Genomic DNA, 17,787 nt, shown 5'->3' with positions numbered 1-17,787 from the left:
GTCCTGCTCCCTCTTATCCCTGCTGATGGGGAATGGTGCTATCTTTGAAGGTAACTTTGGTATTAACCACTTGATATTAACCTGAGTTGGACTCAAGTCTGGACTAAAAATTCCTCTGGATCAGTATTCCAATTTACCCAGCGAATTGCCTCACGGGCTGATTCTACATGAGGTGGCACTCGCATAATGTGAACAAAGTTGGTGCTAGGACAAGTCATCTTGAGTATAAAAATTGGCTCGATATCGATATCGTTATTAATTTTTAATAGGGTGTATTCTTGCCAGGAATCTAATTGCTGTGCTTCTAGGTCTTGGCAAATTCGGGCGTAACCAATCCCCTCAATTAGGACTCGCCTAAGTTCAGCGTTGGGTTCTTCTAAAAGCCACCCAGCTTGCCACTGGTTGGGGTTGAGTTTACCGTATTTTTCTGGTATGGTCACGCCGTGATAGGAGTATAGGCTGAAACCATCGGCAAACTCCATGGCTGGCTGTCCTTCTCTATGAAGGCGGTGTTGAGTGTCAAATGAGAGCTTGGTTGGGCGATCGCAAACGAAGCAGATGTTTTGAAATGGGAAGATCCAACTACAGTGTTTGACTAGGGATTGGAATATTTGCCATGTGTTTTGATGGTGAGGGCAATTTAGGACGGAAATATAAAAGTCAAACCGACTACTGTAAATACTCCAGTATAAGGGTGACATGAATAGTCTCAATTCAGTCCCAAGTTGTTCAAGTACTTGCAAGCCCAGTCGAATTCGCTGTTGACTAACTGTTGAGGTATCTAGTTCATATAACAATTGGTTTTGCAATTGCCTGTGTAGTTGGGTTCCCATGGAAGTGTCCAAGGGTTGCCACAGTTTCTCTTCAAGTTGACGGCTAATCCGTTTAATGTTAAGCTTTCGCCCGAGTTGGTAGAGTAGCTCTTGTTGGAGTTCTTTGCCGAGTTGGGTTTTGAGATGTTGCCGTAGTTGATTGATCAATTGACTCTCCAGTCTTGGCTGGAGTTGACTCTTTAGTTGGCTGTCAATGTGTTGCTGGAGTTGGTTGAGGAGAATTTTAAAAAAACCGTAAGGGCTATCACAAAAAACAATATCTGGTACTGGTTTGCCAATGGCTGTATAGGCAGCGTTGATGGCTACTGTTGCTTCGTGACGATCAATGGCTCCAGTCAATAAAGATAAATTGTGCCACTTTTCTTTATATTTTGAAATTAAAGTCTCTTGCTCTGGGGTAAGATGTTTTATTTTGGGTTGCCACATATCGCCATACCTGTGTTTGATATTCCCATTAAATCCCGATTTGAGAATAGTGCTGAGTGCTGAGTGCTGAGTGCTGAGTGCTGAGTTTAGTAAGTGGGGGAGTGTTTTCATCCAACGGTAGTTAGCTAGGAGTTATGGGATCTAATTAGTTATTCAGGTTAAGCTGGCTGTTTTTATACTAAAGTAGGTTTTTTTGTAACAATTCTTCACAAATTAGTCAGTTGTCAGCTATCAGCTTGTGTTTGACCAAAAAATTTGGGTCTCAAGCCCCGTCCTTCTAGGACGGCTTTATTTTTTTTGTGTTATAATGTTACGTAGAGTTGTTCCACGTCAAAATGATCGTCTTAGAGTTTAAGGTCAAAGGGAATAAAACTCAATATGCCGGTATTGATGAGGCGATACGTACTGGTCAGTTCGTGCGCAATAAGTGCATTCGTTATTGGATGGACAATAAAGGTGTAGGACAAAAAGACCTGTATCGCCATAATACGTGGCTTAGGGCTGAGTATTCTTTTGTTAAAGACTTAAACTCTCATGCCTGTCAGGCTTCAGTGGAAAGAGCTTACAACTCCATTTCTAGGTTTTACGACAATTGCAAAAAACAAGTTCCTGGGAAGAAGGGTTATCCCAAGTTCAAGAAATTCTCCAGGTCAGTTGAGTACAAGACATCTGGCTGGAAACTTTCACCTGACACTAAGTCTATTAACTTTACTGATAAAAAAGGGATTGACCTTCGGTCACGCTACGCGAACGGAAAACTTAAGCTCAAGGGAACTTGGGAGTTGTGGCGTTACGACCAAGAACTGCTATGCGCGAGTTAGGTTGGTTCGTCGTGCGGATGGTTACTATGTTCAGTTCTGTGTCAAGGTTGATGTGAAGGAATCTTTAGAACCCTCTCATACCAACATTGGTTTAGATGTAGGTCTAAAAGAATTCTATACCGACTCAAAGGGAAATACAGAAGCAAATCCAAGGTTTTATCGAAAAGGAGAGAAGCGTCTAAAATTTTATCAGCGCAGAGTTTCTCGCAAGAATAAAGGCTCATCCAATCGGAAGCGCGCCATTAATAGACTAGGCAGAGAGCACCTTAAAATAAGTAGGCAGCGTGTTGGCGAAGCCTGCGCGTAGCGCATAGAACATGCAAAGAGACTTGCACGTTGCGTAATCCACTCTAACGACGTGGTCGCCTACGTTCGCGAAGCGTGCCGTAAGGCAAGATTTAAGGGTCAGAAATTTAGTAAAAAATCATTGCCTCGCTAAATCTATTAATGATGCAGGTTGGTATCAATTTAGAAAATGGCTGGAGTATTTTGGCACCAAATTTGGCAAGCAAACTGTAGCAGTTAATCCTGCTTATACTAGTCAGAATTGCTCCAACTGTGGTGAAGTAGTCAAAAAGTCGTTATCAACTCGAACTCATGTCTGTGAATGTGGGTGCGAGCTGGATAGAGACCATAACGCTGCCATCAATATTTTGAAAAGGTGCGGCTCGTTCTAGCTAGGAGCCTCCAGCGACTGGAGGGGTATGAGCTAGGGGACTCGCGAGGTTAAAAACACCTCAAAGTTCTAACTGTCTTTCGGATGGTGGTGAAAACCCACCCCTTGAAGAGACAAGTGACTCCCTATCTTGGCCACACCGAGCGAGCGGCAACTCCGCAGAGTGAAGCTGGCACCAGGGCGCAATCAGAACCGAAGCAGATAGGTATCACTGGCGCTAACGGGGAGGTGACATGGGTAAAACTAGTCCTAGAAAAGTGTCTAAGGATGAAGCCACAATCTGGAATGAAAAATGTGCGACTTGACCCTCTCATTCTCACAGCGTTATCTTTTCGATAGCTGTAATCTCTGAGAAGGGGGTAGGCAAATTGGACTGCCCTAAATCACCAAAACAATCTGATAGATGGAACGAGTAAAAACGACAGCAAATATGGGTCTGAGGTGTAGTCGAGCCTCGGTAAGTTATGCCAAACTCAATCCCCACTGTCGGGTAGGATGCCATCATTAAACTGGTGGCGGGTATCCAGAGTACACAAAACTGATGAAGAGCACGGGTAGACACATGTCAAATAGATATAGTGACCTCTGGAAAAGTCAAAAGTGGAAGCAACTCCGCCGGAACCTTTTCCGCCTACAAAAGCGAGTGTATAAAGCAGTTCGAGATGGTGACCTGAGAAAGGCGCGGTCTTTACAAAAACTAATTCTGAAATCCCGCTCAGCACAAATGCTGGCAATCCGTCAAGTGACACAGCTAAATCTTGGAAAAAGAACCGCAGGAGTAGACGGAAAATCATCCTTATCCTACAAAGAACGGTTCGAGGTACTTAAAAAACTAGTATCCAGTGCGGAAAACTGGACGCACCAAGGCTTAAGGGCAATACCCATAGCCAAGAAAAATGGGGGTACGAGAATGTTGAAAGTACCGACAATCCAAGACAGAGCGTGGCAATGTCTAGCCAAGTATGCTCTCGAACCAGCCCATGAGGCCACATTCAGTGCCGACAGCTACGGATTCAGGACAGGCCGAAGTGCCCAAGACGCACAAAAGCGCCTGTTCCTACACCTAAAATCAAACAGCAACGGCATTAAAAAGAGGGTAATCGAACTAGACATCAAGAAATGCTTTGACCGCATCTCCCATAGCTCCATTATGGATAGATTGCTAGCACCTGCGGGTCTGAAGATGGGGATATTCAGATGTCTAAAAGCAGGCATCAATCCGGAATTCCCGGAGCAAGGCACGCCCCAAGGTGGGGTGGTTAGTCCACTCTTAGCCAATATTGCGCTTGACGGAATAGAAAACATCCACCCCAGCATCCGATACGCGGATGACATGGTGTTTATTCTTAAGCCTAGAGACAACGCTGAGAAGATTTTAGATAAAGTGAGAAACTTCCTAGCCCAAAGGGGCTTAGAGGTAAATCAAGAAAAGACCAAGCTGACCAAAACGACAGACGGATTTGACTTCCTCGGCTGGCATATGAGAGTCCAGAAAAACGGAAAATTCCGATGTATTCCCTCAGTGGAAAACCATCGGAACATCCGAAAGAAGATTAAAGCCGTGGTCAACAACTCGAACTATGGCGCTGAAGTAAAAGCCCAAAAATTAGCTCCAATCGTGCGCGGATGGAGGAATTACCATAAAAGCTGCGACATGAGCAGTTCCCGAGATAGTTTATGGTTCATGAATAAAACCACAAACCGTAAATTCCGAAAGGAAAAGAAAGTAAACCGGTATAGAGCCAATGAACTATGTAAGAAAGGCTTCCCAGCAGTAGGGTATGAACAAAATCAACACGTAAACGTTAAAGGGACTAAGTCCCCCTACGATGGAGACCTAGTCTATTGGAGTTTGAGGAACTCCATATTATACGACGATGCTACCTCTAAAGCTTTGAAAAAGCAAAACCATTCCTGTGGACATTGCGGACATAGGTTCCTAAGCGACGAATATGTACATCTTCATCACATCGATGGAAACCACGACAATTGGAAGCAAAAGAACCTAATGGCAGTACATCAAAGCTGCCACCAAGAAATCCACTGGAGCCTGCCGTTAGGCAAGCCGAAAGGTTGAGGATACTCAGGAGCTGGATGAGGCGAAAGTTTCACGTCCAGTTCTGAAGCGGAGGTGCCCTGGATAATACCAGGCATCGACCGTAACAGCCTTGGGTACGGTGGGGCACACCGGAACCTGGATCATCGATCCCAACGCTTTAGGAGAGGACGCCTCTACTTCTTCTGATTCCGGTCTGAAGAAGCAAGTGACCTCGTTGATCAAAGAATCCCCGTTCTTCTAGGACGGGGAGTGTCAATACTTAGGATTGAGGATTAAATAATATGGCTATTCGGTACCTGTTATGCTAAACTGTTAGATTAAATTAAATAAACCTACTACGTTATATAGCTTTGATATTTTGATAATTTATTTTTTATGCTAAATTAGCATACTAATTACGGAAGAACCCCCCTCTCCATCAATCATCGCTGTATTCTACAACGCTAGATTTTTTGAAATTGGTTCTAAGATAGCTACGATAAGAAATTACTTGTAGCTAATCACAATTACCAAAGCATGAACTGGTTTCCCCTATCCCGCAAACACTGTTCAACTAGCAAATTTCTAGCTTTATTCCTCTGTAGCTGCTTCCTAATTATTAGTTGTGGTGGTTCTCCAAGCAATCAACAGACAGGTTCCTCCAGCACCAGTAACAGTAATAGACTCACCATTGGTACTACCCTAAAACCGAGAACCCTCGATCCAGCCGATGCCTACGAACTAGCAGCTAGTAACATCCATTACAGCTTAGGGGATCGCCTTTATACCTACAAGCTGGGTACTTCAGAATTAGTGCCACAACTGGCAACTGCTATGCCTACCATCAGCAAGGATGGCTTAACTTACACCATTCCCCTACGCCAAGGTGTAGTCTTTCATGATAACACCCCATTTAACGCTGAAGCCATGGCATTTTCCCTGCGTCGGTTTATCGAAAATGGTGGCAAGCCCTCTTCTCTACTGGAAGGTTTGGTAGATTCCATTGAACCGTCTGGAGAGTACGAACTCACGATTAAACTCAAAAATCCCTTCGCTGCCTTTCCAGCACTGTTAGCTTTCTCCGGAACCTGTGCTGTTTCCCCCAATGCCTATGAAATTGGTAGTGGTAAATTTGAACCGACCAAATTTGTAGGCACTGGTCCGTATAAGCTAGTCAAGTTTAGTCCAAATGGGATTCGCCTAGATGTGTTTGAAGAATATTGGGGTAAAAAACCCCCCAATCAGGGATTAAACGTTCAAATCCTCACCAATTCCGCTAATTTATTCAATTCCATCAAAACTGGTGCTGTAGACATTGGTTATCAAAGTTTAGATCCCGATCAAATCCTCAGTTTGCAAAAAGGAGCAGCCTCTGGCGGTTGGCAAGTCATAGAATCTCCCAGCAATAATATTAACTACATGGTGCTCAATACTCAGATGGCACCGTTGGATAAACCAGAAGTCAGACAAGCGATCGCTGCGATTGTTAATCGTACACTGATCAACGAACGGGTGCTAAGAAACCAAGCTGCACCAGCCTTTAGTATCATTCCCACTAGCTTTGATGTCTCCAAGCCAACCTTTAAAGACGCCTACGGTGACGGTAATATTGCCAAAGCCAAAGAACTGCTAGCCAAAGCGGGATTTACGAAAGACAATCCGTTGACATTAGAAATTTGGTATTCCTCAGGTTCAGCAACCCGGCAACAACTTGCCAGTCTTCTGAAAGAATATGCTGCCCAGGAACTTGGGGGAATTGTGGAAATCCAGCCCCAAACTGTGGAGTCAGCGAATTTCTTTGGCAATCTAGGTAAGGGAGTTTATCAGAGTGCCTTAGTCGATTGGTATCCTGACTTTTCTGACCCCGATAACTTTATTCAGCCTTTAGTCAGTTGTACTAAAGGTTCCCTTGGGAAAGGGTGTGAAGCCGGAGCCAGTCGCTCTCAGGGGTCGTTTTATTATAGCGATCGCATGAATCAACTGATTCAGCAACAGCGTCGGGAATCAGATCCAGTCGCTCGAAAGCAGATTTTTGCGGAGATTCAAGAACTGCTGGCAAAGGATGTACCCTTAATACCCTTATGGCAACCAAAGGAATACGCTTTTGCCCAGTCAGGGTTAAAGAATGTCCAGTTAGACCCAATTCAACAATTGCCACTGTGGGAGATTGATAAGGGAAATTAGGTTAACGGGCTGCCCCCGTGCTTTAAGCCGGGGGAAAGTTCAACCCCCCAAAGTTCTACTTCTGTTGGATTGACAAAATCCTCATTAACTGGTAGGTTTTGGTTAAAAGCAATATTAATAGGAATAAAGCCAAGTACAAAAGAACTGAAAAACATCACAGCAACCACATCAAGCTCACTGAAATAATTTTGGTTTGACCCTTGAGAACGACTCATATTGACCTACCTCGTTTTTTTAGCCTTTATTCTCAGTTTCAACGGGTAATGTAGGCGATCAGGTGTGTTTTAGAGTAAATTTTTATGTATAATTTTATGTATAGTTTGATAGTTAAAGTTTTTTTTAATAGTTCAAGTTTATAGTTAAAGCTTCAGCACTATTTTGTGGTCTTAATTTTTAAGCAACAAATAGTACAACTCTCCTGTATCATTAATCAGCCCTGCCCGATTACCTGCCAATTTACCAGTACCCATAAATATATCCACTCGACCCGGCCCTTTAATCGCACTACCAGTATCCTGATCCAAGACATAGCGACTGACCAGCCTAGATTCCAACTGACCCACAGCATTGGGATAAGGAATACTAGTTTGGATAAGGGCCAAGGCTCCTGGAGGCATGATAGATTTATCCGTAGCAATCGAGCGCTCAGCCATTACTGGCAAACCAAGACTACCGGTAGCAGGTGCCCCCCTGGTTTCCCGAAAGAACACAAAACTTTTATTGCGGGGTAAATATTGACTCAGTTCCGTCGGTGACGTGCGGAAATAATCGATCACTGCAGGCAGGGTTAGCCCTTCTAGCTCCATCTTGCCATCGTTAACCAGTTGTCGCCCGATACTAGTGTAGGGATGACTCGTCTTACCGGCGTAGCCCACACTCATCAAGGTGCCATCCGGCATTCTAACTCGGGCTGAACCCTGAACGTGAACCAAAAACGCCTCTAAGCGATCGCGTAACCAAACTAGTTCTTGCCCTCGTAGTGGGCTATTTTTACCTAAACCATCCCATCCTTCCAATGCCGCACGGGTTGGGTGAGGTTTTTGCCAACGTTGGAAATCAGAAGGTAGTCGGTAAAGGGGATAGCGATACTCAGCACTAGGTGTGCGACTCCCAGCATACACTGGCTCAAAATAACCCGTGAACCCAACAGTTCCCTGATTGTCCTTCCCCACACTCTTGTAAAAGACAAATTCTTGTTGGATAGCAGCTTGCAACGCTTGAGGAGTAGGGGACTTGATCAGCAGTTGGCGGAAACGGACTAGAGAACGGCGGACGCGATCGCGAGTTACTCCTGGTACGGAATAGTTTTGGTAAGCTTTAGCCGCACTAGGGGTTTTCAGATAACGCAAGCTATTGTCTATGGCTTTCAACATGGCTCGCCAGTCCCCTGACTGACCACCAGGACGCTTCCAAAGCTGTTCATCTAAACCCAATGGATCCTCATTGAACTGAACAGTATCTAGTTGAACCGCTTGCAGAGGAACACTAGCAACTGCAGCACCACTAATCGGTAGGAGGGCTATTCCTATGGTCAGGGAAATCCTAGTTAGAGTTTTTCTCATACTTGCCAAGAATTCAATCACCAGCTATTGCCCAGTCAAAGCAGTCAAGCTGTATTAAAAACGTTCGACGCTACCAGAGAAAATAGGTTCCACCCGGATAGCAGTGATACGAGCAGGACGTACTACCATGTACTCCCCTTGGACATTTTTAATGGGTACGCTAATGAAGTCTTCAGAGTTAGATTTTGGGATAAGTTCGCCACTATACCACTTTTGAAACTCTTTAATTGTGGCAAACCGTACTTCTTCCCGGTGACCACTTGACAAAAGAATGTGAACAGCGTACTCGTCTGGGGTTCTTGGCATAGAAAATTCTCCTTAATCCATCCCAACTATTATCAGCGACCTTGAAGGGGAAGGCAAAAAGTCAAAGGACAAAGGTCAAAGGGATTCCCAATAAACCAAATCCCCTTACACGTCCTTTGTCCTTTATCCACAAGTCTTGCTTGAGATTTACAGACTACTTAGGTTGATAAGTTAAACCGTTTCAACAAATTTTCCATCACCGTTGGCAACATTTGGCGCAGTTCCTGTGGATTTTGCCAAATCAGCTGCTGGTAGCTAGGCAGATCAAAAGGAAACTGTCCTGGTAAATCTGGTCGTTCCATCTTCACCAACAAAATCTGTTCCGTCGGCTTAGCCGTTAAAGCATAGCCGATTTCCACACAAACATAGGGACTAGGGATCAGTAACGGTTTGTTTTCCGTTGCTACACCAGCCACGGGGGTGCCATCAGCAATGAACACCAGACTTTTGCGGATTTTGCGCATCTGGGTACTCCCCAGGCGCATTGGTTGACCAATTGGGCGTCGGGATTCTTCTATGGTTAGAGGTAAACGCGATCGCTGATTAAAAGTGTCTAGGGTATCTGACAGGGTGCTACGCAAAGCCTCACTAGAGGCACTATATTCAGTTTGGTAACTCACAAAGATTATGGGCGACAGTTGTGCCATTACCTCTCGCTTCGTGAAGTAAATCTCGTGAGAAATCAAGTCAATATTGGAAATGGCATAGCCCCCACTACCTTCTATATAGAACTCGATCGTTTCCCCTGCTAGGTAGCGCTTAAACCATTCAGAGTTTTTCACATCCTGGCTATCATCCAAAAAATCTGCTCTTAAGCCTGACTTAAGCAAACTATTTTTGCTCAAACGCAGGTCATGGTGGCGTTTCTCCAATTCTTTTATCGGTTCGTACTTTTGGAGATACCAGGCTTTTAGGGCAATAATGGCCATGATGTTTTCTAATAGGCACGGTTTCCCGACGCCCGCAGCTAAAATTCTCGTTTCGGAATTTTAGCAGTAACAGGTGATATCTTCACCACATTCATCCGCCAGATAAGACAGTGCTCGGAAGCGCAGGGCTACCACTTCATCATAGACAGGATTTAGTTTACACAATGGTGGAATCCGAAGTAGAGTGCGATTGAACAGTTTAATCTGCCGTTCAAAAGGACACTGGGCTGGAATTAGTCGGCAGAGACGGTGGGCTAATTTGGGGTTATCAACCTCAATTTGGTTCAGCCACTGCCGTAATGACTCCAGCAGATCAAAAGTCTTCCTGGTCTTGCCGAGTAAGGCAGGAATTGTAATCTTGGAGGAATCTGTTCCTGGGTTAATCCAAACCCGACTTGTAATGATTAGCTTACTTATTGTATAATCAGATACACTCATGTATTTTACCTGTGATACTACTAGTAGGCGGTAATCCAGTCGCCTGTAATATAACTACACAAGATATCTTTCTCATACCGGATTGACAGAGGATCATTTTTATGTATATCTTGCCAGAGCAAGATAACACCCCCCCCTCTGCCTGAGGAGAGCCGATCTTGGTGGTTATTACAGGCATACCGCCTTTTTTCTCCTGACCCTATCACCATTGGCATAGGGTCTCTTCGCTGCTGGAAATCAGCAGCTGATCTTAAAATCTAATTAAATATATGTAGTCAATCGACACAAACATGGCTAGGTTAGGAAAAATCCTATAGATAGCAGTTAGTGTGAACCAGGTAAGCTAATACCCATTTACGCTACTCAATTGGAGCAATTGGTTTCTATAGTTCCGAGGGACATAAACTGAGCTTTTGGTTTAGTACTCCAGCGTAAGCTCCTTCGCTACAGGGGCATCAGAGCTGATAGCTGGCAAGGGCAGCTTTCCAAGTAGGACGCTTAAAGCATAGTTGACTGTTAAGGGTTAAGCATCAACTGCCAACAAGCTGTGATCAATTCCAATAGATCAGTTAAATGTGTACTAGCTTATCTGTGAAACTAGCTTATCTGTGTAATTAACTGCATCTACTGATATGCTGCCAAGATCCGTAATGACCAAGCTTGGTCAGTCTTACGGAACTTTGGCAATTTGGCAATAGGGATTGAGTAATCACACTGATTAGAATAACTCATCACACTGATTAGAATAACTCATCAGTGACTTTAATGTCATAAAAAAAAAGACTGACTTCAACATTTAGTTGTTTCCTGAGTGTTGAAGTCAGTCTTTTTGGGAATTAAGGACGAAAAGAAGGCAACAGGGACGCCAAGGGCGAACAACCTTCACCCTTCTGCTTATGATGCCACCTTAGCAGTAGAGCGCCGACGCCGTGTACCTGTGACCTTAACTGGTGGTTCCTCTGGAGTTTGCAGCAAGAACACCATCAGGGGACGACTCCTGAGTTCCCGGCGAGCTAAACGCTGGAGGTCAGCTTCAATTTGCTTTTGCAAGCCTTGCCAATCAATTTCAGTTGGTTTCTCTGTCAAGGATTTATCAAAATCTGACCAGCGATCGCTTAATGTCCGTTCAATTCTTTTGATCACCAACTGTTGCAGGAGGGATGTTTCTAACGGTGAGACCACACCCCGCAGATGTATTTCTGGCTTGGCAAGGAGTGTGCCATCCCAACTGATTGCTGCAGCTACAGTCACTACTCCATCTCCAGCCAACTGCTGACGTTCTTTCATAACATTGTCATGAACAATACCAGTGCGGTCTACCAGTTCAATACCTGAAGGGACGTTACCCGTAATACTAATGCTGTCCTCAGATAACTCCACCACATCTCCATTGTCAGTAATCACAGTATTTTCCACAGGGATACCCATACTATGAGCCATCTTGGCATGGTGAACTAGCATCCGATGTTCACCATGCACCGGCATAAAGAATTTTGGTCGTGTTAGAGCCAACATCAGTTTATGGTCTTCCTGAGCACCATGACCAGAAACATGAATGCCATGCTTACGACCATACACTACATTGGCTCCCAGTTTCATTAACCGATCAATGGTATTCACCACCGCAATTGTATTACCAGGAATGGGGTTGGCAGAGAAGACCACTGTGTCCCCTGCTTGGATTTGAATTTCCCGATGTTCCCCTTTAGAAATACGAGTCATTGCTGCTAGCGGTTCCCCTTGAGAACCTGTTGTCAGAATCAGGATTTTTTCTGGCGCTATATTTTTAATGGCTTTTAACGGCTCAAACAAGTGATCTGGGCATTTAATGTAACCTAGGGTGCGAGCTTGGGCAATCACATTCAGCATGGAACGACCCACAATTGCCACCTTCCGGTTTTGTTTTTGGGCGATATCCAGGACTATACTTATCCGGTGAACTGAGGAAGCAAAGGTAGTCACTAGGACTCGTCCTGGTGCTTGGGCAATGGCCCGTTCTAGATTGGGATAAACCGAACGTTCAGATGGAGTATGTCCAGGAACTTCCGCGTTAGTCGAGTCACTCATCAAGCACAGAACCCCTTTTTCCCCATGTTCCGCTAGTCTTTGGAAATCAAAGAATTCTCCATCCACAGGGGTATGGTCAACTTTGAAATCACCTGTGTGGATAATCACACCCACTGGCGTATGAATGGCAATGGTAAAGCTATCAGCAATCGAGTGAGTGTTGCGAATAAATTCTACAAGGAATGAAGAACCGATACGTACCGTTTCACGGGGCATTACACGTTTCAATTCCGTGTGGTCAGCTACACCAGCTTCTTCTAGCTTGCCTTGAAGTAATGCCATGGCTAAGCGGGGTCCATAAATCACGGGAATATCAAACTGCTTTAAATGATAGGGAATGCCACCAATATGGTCTTCATGACCGTGAGTGACAATCATGCCCTTGATTTTGTGACGATTTTCCCGTAGATAGGTCATATCGGGGAGGACGATATTAATTCCATGCATCTCATCATTAGGGAAGCCAATCCCAGCATCTAAGAGCAGGATTTCGTCATTGAATTCAAAAACACAAGTGTTCTTGCCAATTTCATGGAGTCCGCCTAGGGGAATAATTTTTAAAGCTGGTTTAGATGTTTGCTTAGTCATTTGACTCCTCTGAGTTTTTTTTATAGTAAAAATTTTAAAAAAGTGATCCCAATTTACTTTTTGGGATATTCTATATAACAATCACACAGATAAAGCAATGATGTAGAGCTTTTTAATATCAACTAATTAGTAGCACATAAACGTGAAAATAATAGTAATAGGAAAAAATTAGGGAGAAAGAAAGCCAAAATTAAATAAACCATTAATAGCTCACTAATCTCCCTCCCAATCCCTAACATAGTCTTCGCTAAGGATTCAGTCATCTTTCCTACCTTACAAAGCGAAGATCTATCTGATTGGGGTAGTAATTGGTACAAAATGAGTAATGATTTAAATTAAATCCAGCTCAATCAGAACCTCCTTTAAACGGGATTTTAATTCAGAGGGTAGCTCGCACAGCGGTGAGCGAAGACTACCCACCTGCCAACCTTGAAGTTCTAGTGCTGTTTTGATGGGGATAGGATTGGTAGTACAAAAGAGTACTTTAAATAAGGGAAAAAGCTTGAGGTGAATTTGAGTAGCCTCACTAGTTTTCCCCTCCTCAAAAGCTTGAATCATCTGTTGGATTTGGGAACCGACCAGATGACTGGCTACACTAACTACACCTGCTCCTCCTAGTGCCAGGGTGGCTAGGGTAAAGGAGTCATCGCCAGAATAGATGGCAAAATCCGGTGGGGTTAAACGCCTAATTTGACTAGTCTGTTCGAAGTCGCTAGTAGCGTCTTTGAGAGCTACGATATTAGGAATTTGGGCTAAACGAGCAATAGTTTCCGGTTGCAGATTTTGTCCTGTGCGACCCGGTACATTGTAGAGCATCAGGGGAAAGTCAGGACTCGATTTTGCGATCGCTTGGAAATGTTTGTATAGTCCTGACTGTGGCGGTTTATTGTAATACGGTACAACTTGTAATGATCCATCTAACCCTAGTTTAGCAGCTTTTTCAGTAGCAGCGATCGCTTCTTTTGTAGAATTTGAACCCGTTCCAGCAATTACCTTGGCTTTACCTGCAACTGCTTTTTGGACTACTTGGAATAGCTGGTACTCTTCATCCCAAGTAAGGGTAGGAGACTCCCCAGTGGTGCCACATACCACCAAAGTATCTGTCCCATTGTCAACCAAATGAGCTGCTAAGTGCTCTGCCACAGCATAATTGACGCTGCTATCTTCCCTCAACGGCGTAATCATCGCCGTTAGCACACGTCCAAAATTGACCACCCTTTTCTAACTCCTCATTAATTATTGGTCATTGGTCATTAGCCATTATTCATTAGTCATTGCTCTTTGGTCTAGCTTCTGTGCCAGAAGATTTTTTGCTGCCTACAAAGGACTAAGGACTAGGGACTAAGGACTTTAGCAAATTTTTGGCTACCAATAACTCAGCAATTTGCACTGCATTCAAGGCAGCACCCTTACGAATCTGGTCTCCACTCAACCAAATTTCGATACCACAAGGGTTAGAAAGGTCTTGTCGAATCCTACCCACTAGTACTTCGTCATTACCGGACGCATCAATAGGCATAGGGAAGTAGTTCGCCTGCCAATCTTCTACTAGTTTTACTCCAGGGGCAGCGGCTAATATTTCTCTTGCCTGAGCCACTGGCATGGGTTGGTCAAATTCTAGGTTAACTGCTTCTGAGTGAGCACGCAGTACGGGAACCCGTACACAGGTAGCACTAATTCTTAACTGTGGAGCATTAAAGATTTTCCGGGTTTCATTGACCATCTTCATTTCTTCCTGACAGTAGCCCTGGTCATTTAATGGGGAGTTGTGGGGAAACAAGTTAAATGCCAGGGGATAAGGAAAGCTTTCTGTTGGTGGCGTTTCTCCTTTCAAAATTGCCTGAGTCTGTAATTTTAATTCTTCCATTGCTTTCATTCCAGCACCACTAGCCGATTGATAAGTAGCTACCACTATGCGTTTTACTGGCTGTACCTGATGTAATGGCCATACTGCCATACCCATTAAAATCGTAGTGCAATTGGGATTCGCAATAATTCCTTGATGATTTGCTGCTGCCTCTGGATTAATTTCCGGAATCACTAGAGGCACTTGTGGATCCATCCGAAAGGCACTGGAGTTATCAATGACCACTGCACCACTTTCTACAGCAATAGCCGCCCAAGCTTTCGACGTTGCCCCCCCAGCTGATGCTAAGACCAAATCTACCTGATCAAAAGAGTGCTCTCCCACCGCTTCCACTGGTAACTTTTCTCCCTGAAAGGGGATGACACGACCAGCAGAGCGGGGTGAGGCTAACAGCTTAAGGTCAGCCAGTGGGAAGTTTCGGCTTTGCAAGAGTAACCGTAGTTCTTCACCTACGGCACCCGTTGCGCCTAAGATGGCAACGCGAACTTGACTAGACAAATGACTTTCCTCCACTCATTCAATTCAACATAGTAAATGTGCGTGATAATTTAATCAGTGCATTCTTTAAGAGTATCTAAATTTTTTTTCCCTTACTAGGTATTTAAGCTCTGATAACGGTTCGCTATAGCAGATTAAGCGCAATTGAGCCAAAATGTGATAATAAGGAAGGATTACGACCATATTAAGCCTTGATTTTCCGGACTATTGCACTTTTTTATCAAAATTGTTGATAATAATGCCTCCTTATTGATTCTTTTCCTGACCTTGTTCGCTATCGCCCATTGGTGTCTTAATAAAATGCCTGGAATGCGCAAATAATATTAATAAACTTATCAATTACCGCGAGTGTAACTGCTCACACTGCCCGATTAAGCGACCGCCAGAGTCCTGGACTGGCGTGTTAGGTACACGCTTAATAGCTCTGATCGACTAAGAGCTGGCTTAAAGGCTGTAGTAACCACCTATAGATAGTTTTCTCTACTGCCGTAAAGGAACTGGTAGATGTGCTTCACGCTTAACTGGTTGTTAGAATCAGCATACCATAATTGCTTTGGATTCTCCCGTCTAGTTCCATCCGAGGTAGAGGTTGTCCATCTGTATCGATACTCGATAACCGTTAATTTTCACCTCTAGTCCTTTGGAGATCGGCGTTTTGACTCAAACCCCTTGAGAAATTCGTGGCTAGGGACTTTGTTGCCAAACCCCTTGATGGCAAAGCGTCGGCTAGGGCAACTAGTGGATGTGGATAAATACCTTGACTGAAACAATGTAAATCTTTTTGGTGAATTTTGTTGGTCGAAGCAGGCAACACCTAAAGTAATATAGGAGTCCCCAGGTCGAATCTTTGATTCAGCCAGGTTGACTATCAACTGTCCCAACTCATTAAACAATTAACTCTTCACACCCAAGCGTCAATGAAAGTAACTCAGGAAAAACTTCCCGCTAGCCAGGTTGCTCTGGAAATTGAAATTCCAGCTGAAACGACCAAACAAGCCTATGAAAAGGTTTTACAGAACCTTTCCCGCACAGTCAAAATTCCTGGGTTTCGCCAAGGGAAGGTACCCCGTCAGGTTTTGCTACAACGTCTTGGTGCCCAACAGGTAAAAGCTGCTGCCATCGAAGAGTTGCTCGACAGTAGTCTAAAGCAGGCGATTGAGCAAGCCCAAATTGAGGCACTAGGGAACTATAATTTAACCTCTACCTTAGAAGATTTGCTCAGCCAGTTCAAACCTGGAGAACCCCTAACCTTCAGCGCATCGGTCGATGTGCCACCAGTGGTCAATTTAGGGGAATACAATGGCTTAAGTGTGAAAGCTGAGGAAACTAAGGTTGAACCGGATGCCGTCGATAATTTTCTCGAACAACGGCGTGTTGAGCAGGCTACCTTAGTACCAGTGGAATCACGCCCAGCTCAGATGGGAGATGTGGTCGTGGTGGATTACGTCGGTCGATTTACTGGTGATAGCGAAGAGGATGAAGGCTCAGTAATACCTAACGGTGAGGCTAAGGATTTTGAAATTGAACTTGGGGAAGGCAAGTTCCTAGAGGACATTCTTCAAGGCATCGTTGGTATGAATCCTGATCAGATTAAAGAAGTACCAGTGACTTTTCCTGAAGATTACCCCCTAGAAGATTTAGCTGGCAAGTCGTCGGTATTTAGCATCACCCTAAAAGAAATCAAGGAAAAAGAGCTGCCAGAGTTAGATGACGACTTTGCTCAAGAAGTTAGTGAGAAGGAAACCTTGGCAGAGTTACGGGAATATTTACAGCAGGAGTTTCAGGAAAAAGCTGATCAAGAAACGCAAGCCAGCAAGGAGGAGGCTTTAATCAACGCTCTGCTGGAAAAGGTTGAAGTTGACTTGCCTGAAACGCTAATTGACCAGGAACTCCAAACAATTTTGACCCAAACAGCAATACAGATGCAACAGTTGGGCATGGATGTTAAAAGGCTGTTTACTGAAGAGAATCTACCACAGCTGCGAGAGCGATCACGTCCTGATGCCATCCAAAGCCTAAGACAATCCCTAGCTCTTAAGGAAGTAGTTAAACGTGAATCACTAACCCTTGAAGAGTCGGAAATAGAAGCGAAAAGTAAAGAATTGATGAACCAGTTGGCTGGTCAAGAGGTAGATCCGGATCGGCTGCGGGAATTCGTCGAGTCTGATTTGCTTAAACTGAAAGCCATTAAATGGTTAGAAGATAACGGTACTATAGAGCTGGTTCCCAAAGGAACCATCACCGAAGAAGAAACTGAAGCAGAAGACACGGCGGTTACAGTAACCGAGCTAGAAACAACGGATGCGGCTTCCCAGACTATTGAAGTACCAGCTGAACCTGTTTCTGAGTAAATCGTAGCGTTGGCCTTGTTGGTGATCTGCCCAGGGTAGAAGGTAGCGAGTTGCTAAGGTGTTGTGCATTTAACTTTGTATAATTCTGAGACTGAAACCCAAGGCTCAGCTTAGATCCCTTAGAAGAAACACGCCTTAGCTCAACAGCTTAGGCTTATAGATAAGCCTCAACTCTATAACCGTCAACTGTTGCACCAACAAGC

The 17,787-nt window shown here is 44.3% G+C and carries 12 protein-coding genes and 1 pseudogene; 4 read left to right on the top strand and 9 right to left on the bottom strand.

Translation table 11 applies throughout. The features are described 5' to 3' along the window. Nucleotides 1-92: 92 nt before the first annotated feature. The gene (locus tag F6J90_RS22210) at nt 93-1,370 is read right to left on the bottom strand and encodes a DUF6745 domain-containing protein (protein ID WP_293098365.1); all 1,278 of its coding nucleotides are present in this window, start codon (nt 1,368-1,370) and stop codon (nt 93-95) included. A 224-nt stretch (nt 1,371-1,594) separates the two neighbouring features. Here F6J90_RS22210 and F6J90_RS22205 point away from each other — a divergent pair. The 3 genes and pseudogenes from F6J90_RS22205 (at nt 1,595) to F6J90_RS22195 (ending at nt 6,978) form a co-directional block, all read left to right on the top strand. Next, nucleotides 1,595-2,757, top strand: a pseudogene (locus tag F6J90_RS22205) (transposase). Nucleotides 2,758-3,318: 561 nt separating this feature from the next. After that, the gene (locus F6J90_RS22200) at nt 3,319-4,833 is read left to right on the top strand and encodes a reverse transcriptase domain-containing protein (protein WP_293090920.1); all 1,515 of its coding nucleotides are present in this window, start codon (nt 3,319-3,321) and stop codon (nt 4,831-4,833) included. 498 nt (nt 4,834-5,331) lie between these two features. After that, nucleotides 5,332-6,978: an ABC transporter substrate-binding protein gene (locus F6J90_RS22195; protein WP_293098362.1), complete on the top strand. Its 1,647-nt coding sequence runs from the start codon at nt 5,332-5,334 to the stop codon at nt 6,976-6,978. On the opposite strand, the gene F6J90_RS22190 is transcribed toward F6J90_RS22195, so the two are convergent. The 8 genes from F6J90_RS22190 to F6J90_RS22155 form a co-directional block, all read right to left on the bottom strand. Then, a complete protein-coding gene (locus F6J90_RS22190; protein ID WP_293062404.1) occupies nt 6,975-7,193 on the bottom strand; it encodes a hypothetical protein in 219 nt (72 codons plus the stop codon). The two genes, F6J90_RS22195 and F6J90_RS22190, sit on opposite strands and share 4 nt — an antisense overlap. Nucleotides 7,194-7,364: 171 nt before the next feature. Further along, the gene (locus F6J90_RS22185; RefSeq protein WP_293098359.1) at nt 7,365-8,540 is read right to left on the bottom strand and encodes a murein transglycosylase A; all 1,176 of its coding nucleotides are present in this window, start codon (nt 8,538-8,540) and stop codon (nt 7,365-7,367) included. 54 nt (nt 8,541-8,594) lie between these two features. Then, nucleotides 8,595-8,846 carry a hypothetical protein gene (locus F6J90_RS22180; RefSeq protein WP_293098357.1) on the bottom strand — a complete coding sequence of 84 codons (252 nt, stop codon included), beginning with the start codon at nt 8,844-8,846 and terminating at the stop codon, nt 8,595-8,597. A 158-nt stretch (nt 8,847-9,004) separates the two neighbouring features. Continuing rightward, nucleotides 9,005-9,775: a hypothetical protein gene (locus F6J90_RS22175; protein WP_293098354.1), complete on the bottom strand. Its 771-nt coding sequence runs from the start codon at nt 9,773-9,775 to the stop codon at nt 9,005-9,007. A gap of 60 nt (nt 9,776-9,835) precedes the next feature. Then, a complete protein-coding gene (locus F6J90_RS22170) occupies nt 9,836-10,213 on the bottom strand; it encodes a Mo-dependent nitrogenase C-terminal domain-containing protein (RefSeq protein WP_070394323.1) in 378 nt (125 codons plus the stop codon). 894 nt (nt 10,214-11,107) lie between these two features. Continuing rightward, on the bottom strand, nt 11,108-12,868 hold the full coding sequence (locus F6J90_RS22165) for a ribonuclease J (protein WP_293098352.1): 1,761 nt from the start codon (nt 12,866-12,868) through the stop codon (nt 11,108-11,110). A 330-nt stretch (nt 12,869-13,198) separates the two neighbouring features. After that, the gene (gene dapA, locus F6J90_RS22160) at nt 13,199-14,083 is read right to left on the bottom strand and encodes a 4-hydroxy-tetrahydrodipicolinate synthase (protein ID WP_293098349.1); all 885 of its coding nucleotides are present in this window, start codon (nt 14,081-14,083) and stop codon (nt 13,199-13,201) included. 112 nt (nt 14,084-14,195) lie between these two features. Continuing rightward, nucleotides 14,196-15,233, bottom strand: coding sequence for an aspartate-semialdehyde dehydrogenase (locus tag F6J90_RS22155; RefSeq protein WP_293098347.1), 1,038 nt, complete (start codon nt 15,231-15,233; stop codon nt 14,196-14,198). A gap of 917 nt (nt 15,234-16,150) precedes the next feature. On the opposite strand from F6J90_RS22155, the gene tig reads away from it, so the two are divergent. Next, nucleotides 16,151-17,584 carry a trigger factor gene (gene tig, locus F6J90_RS22150; protein WP_293098345.1) on the top strand — a complete coding sequence of 478 codons (1,434 nt, stop codon included), beginning with the start codon at nt 16,151-16,153 and terminating at the stop codon, nt 17,582-17,584. Nucleotides 17,585-17,787 lie beyond the last annotated feature (203 nt).

This window comes from Moorena sp. SIOASIH (genome assembly GCF_010671925.1).
Classification (GTDB): domain Bacteria; phylum Cyanobacteriota; class Cyanobacteriia; order Cyanobacteriales; family Coleofasciculaceae; genus Moorena.
The sequence above is the reverse complement of the archived record's forward strand: the minus strand, read 5'-3'. Positions and strand labels throughout refer to the sequence as shown.

Excerpts from the sequence above, each read along its gene's own strand:
- F6J90_RS22210 (WP_293098365.1), bottom strand. The coding sequence starts at position 1,370 with ATGAAAACACTCCCCCACTTACTAAACTCAGCACTCAGCACTCAGCAC.
- F6J90_RS22200 (WP_293090920.1), top strand. The coding sequence starts at position 3,319 with ATGTCAAATAGATATAGTGACCTCTGGAAAAGTCAAAAGTGGAAGCAA.
- F6J90_RS22195 (WP_293098362.1), top strand. The coding sequence starts at position 5,332 with ATGAACTGGTTTCCCCTATCCCGCAAACACTGTTCAACTAGCAAATTT.
- F6J90_RS22190 (WP_293062404.1), bottom strand. The coding sequence starts at position 7,193 with ATGAGTCGTTCTCAAGGGTCAAACCAAAATTATTTCAGTGAGCTTGAT.
- F6J90_RS22185 (WP_293098359.1), bottom strand. The coding sequence starts at position 8,540 with ATGAGAAAAACTCTAACTAGGATTTCCCTGACCATAGGAATAGCCCTC.
- F6J90_RS22180 (WP_293098357.1), bottom strand. The coding sequence starts at position 8,846 with ATGCCAAGAACCCCAGACGAGTACGCTGTTCACATTCTTTTGTCAAGT.
- F6J90_RS22175 (WP_293098354.1), bottom strand. The coding sequence starts at position 9,775 with ATGGCCATTATTGCCCTAAAAGCCTGGTATCTCCAAAAGTACGAACCG.
- F6J90_RS22170 (WP_070394323.1), bottom strand. The coding sequence starts at position 10,213 with ATGAGTGTATCTGATTATACAATAAGTAAGCTAATCATTACAAGTCGG.
- F6J90_RS22165 (WP_293098352.1), bottom strand. The coding sequence starts at position 12,868 with ATGACTAAGCAAACATCTAAACCAGCTTTAAAAATTATTCCCCTAGGC.
- tig (WP_293098345.1), top strand. The coding sequence starts at position 16,151 with ATGAAAGTAACTCAGGAAAAACTTCCCGCTAGCCAGGTTGCTCTGGAA.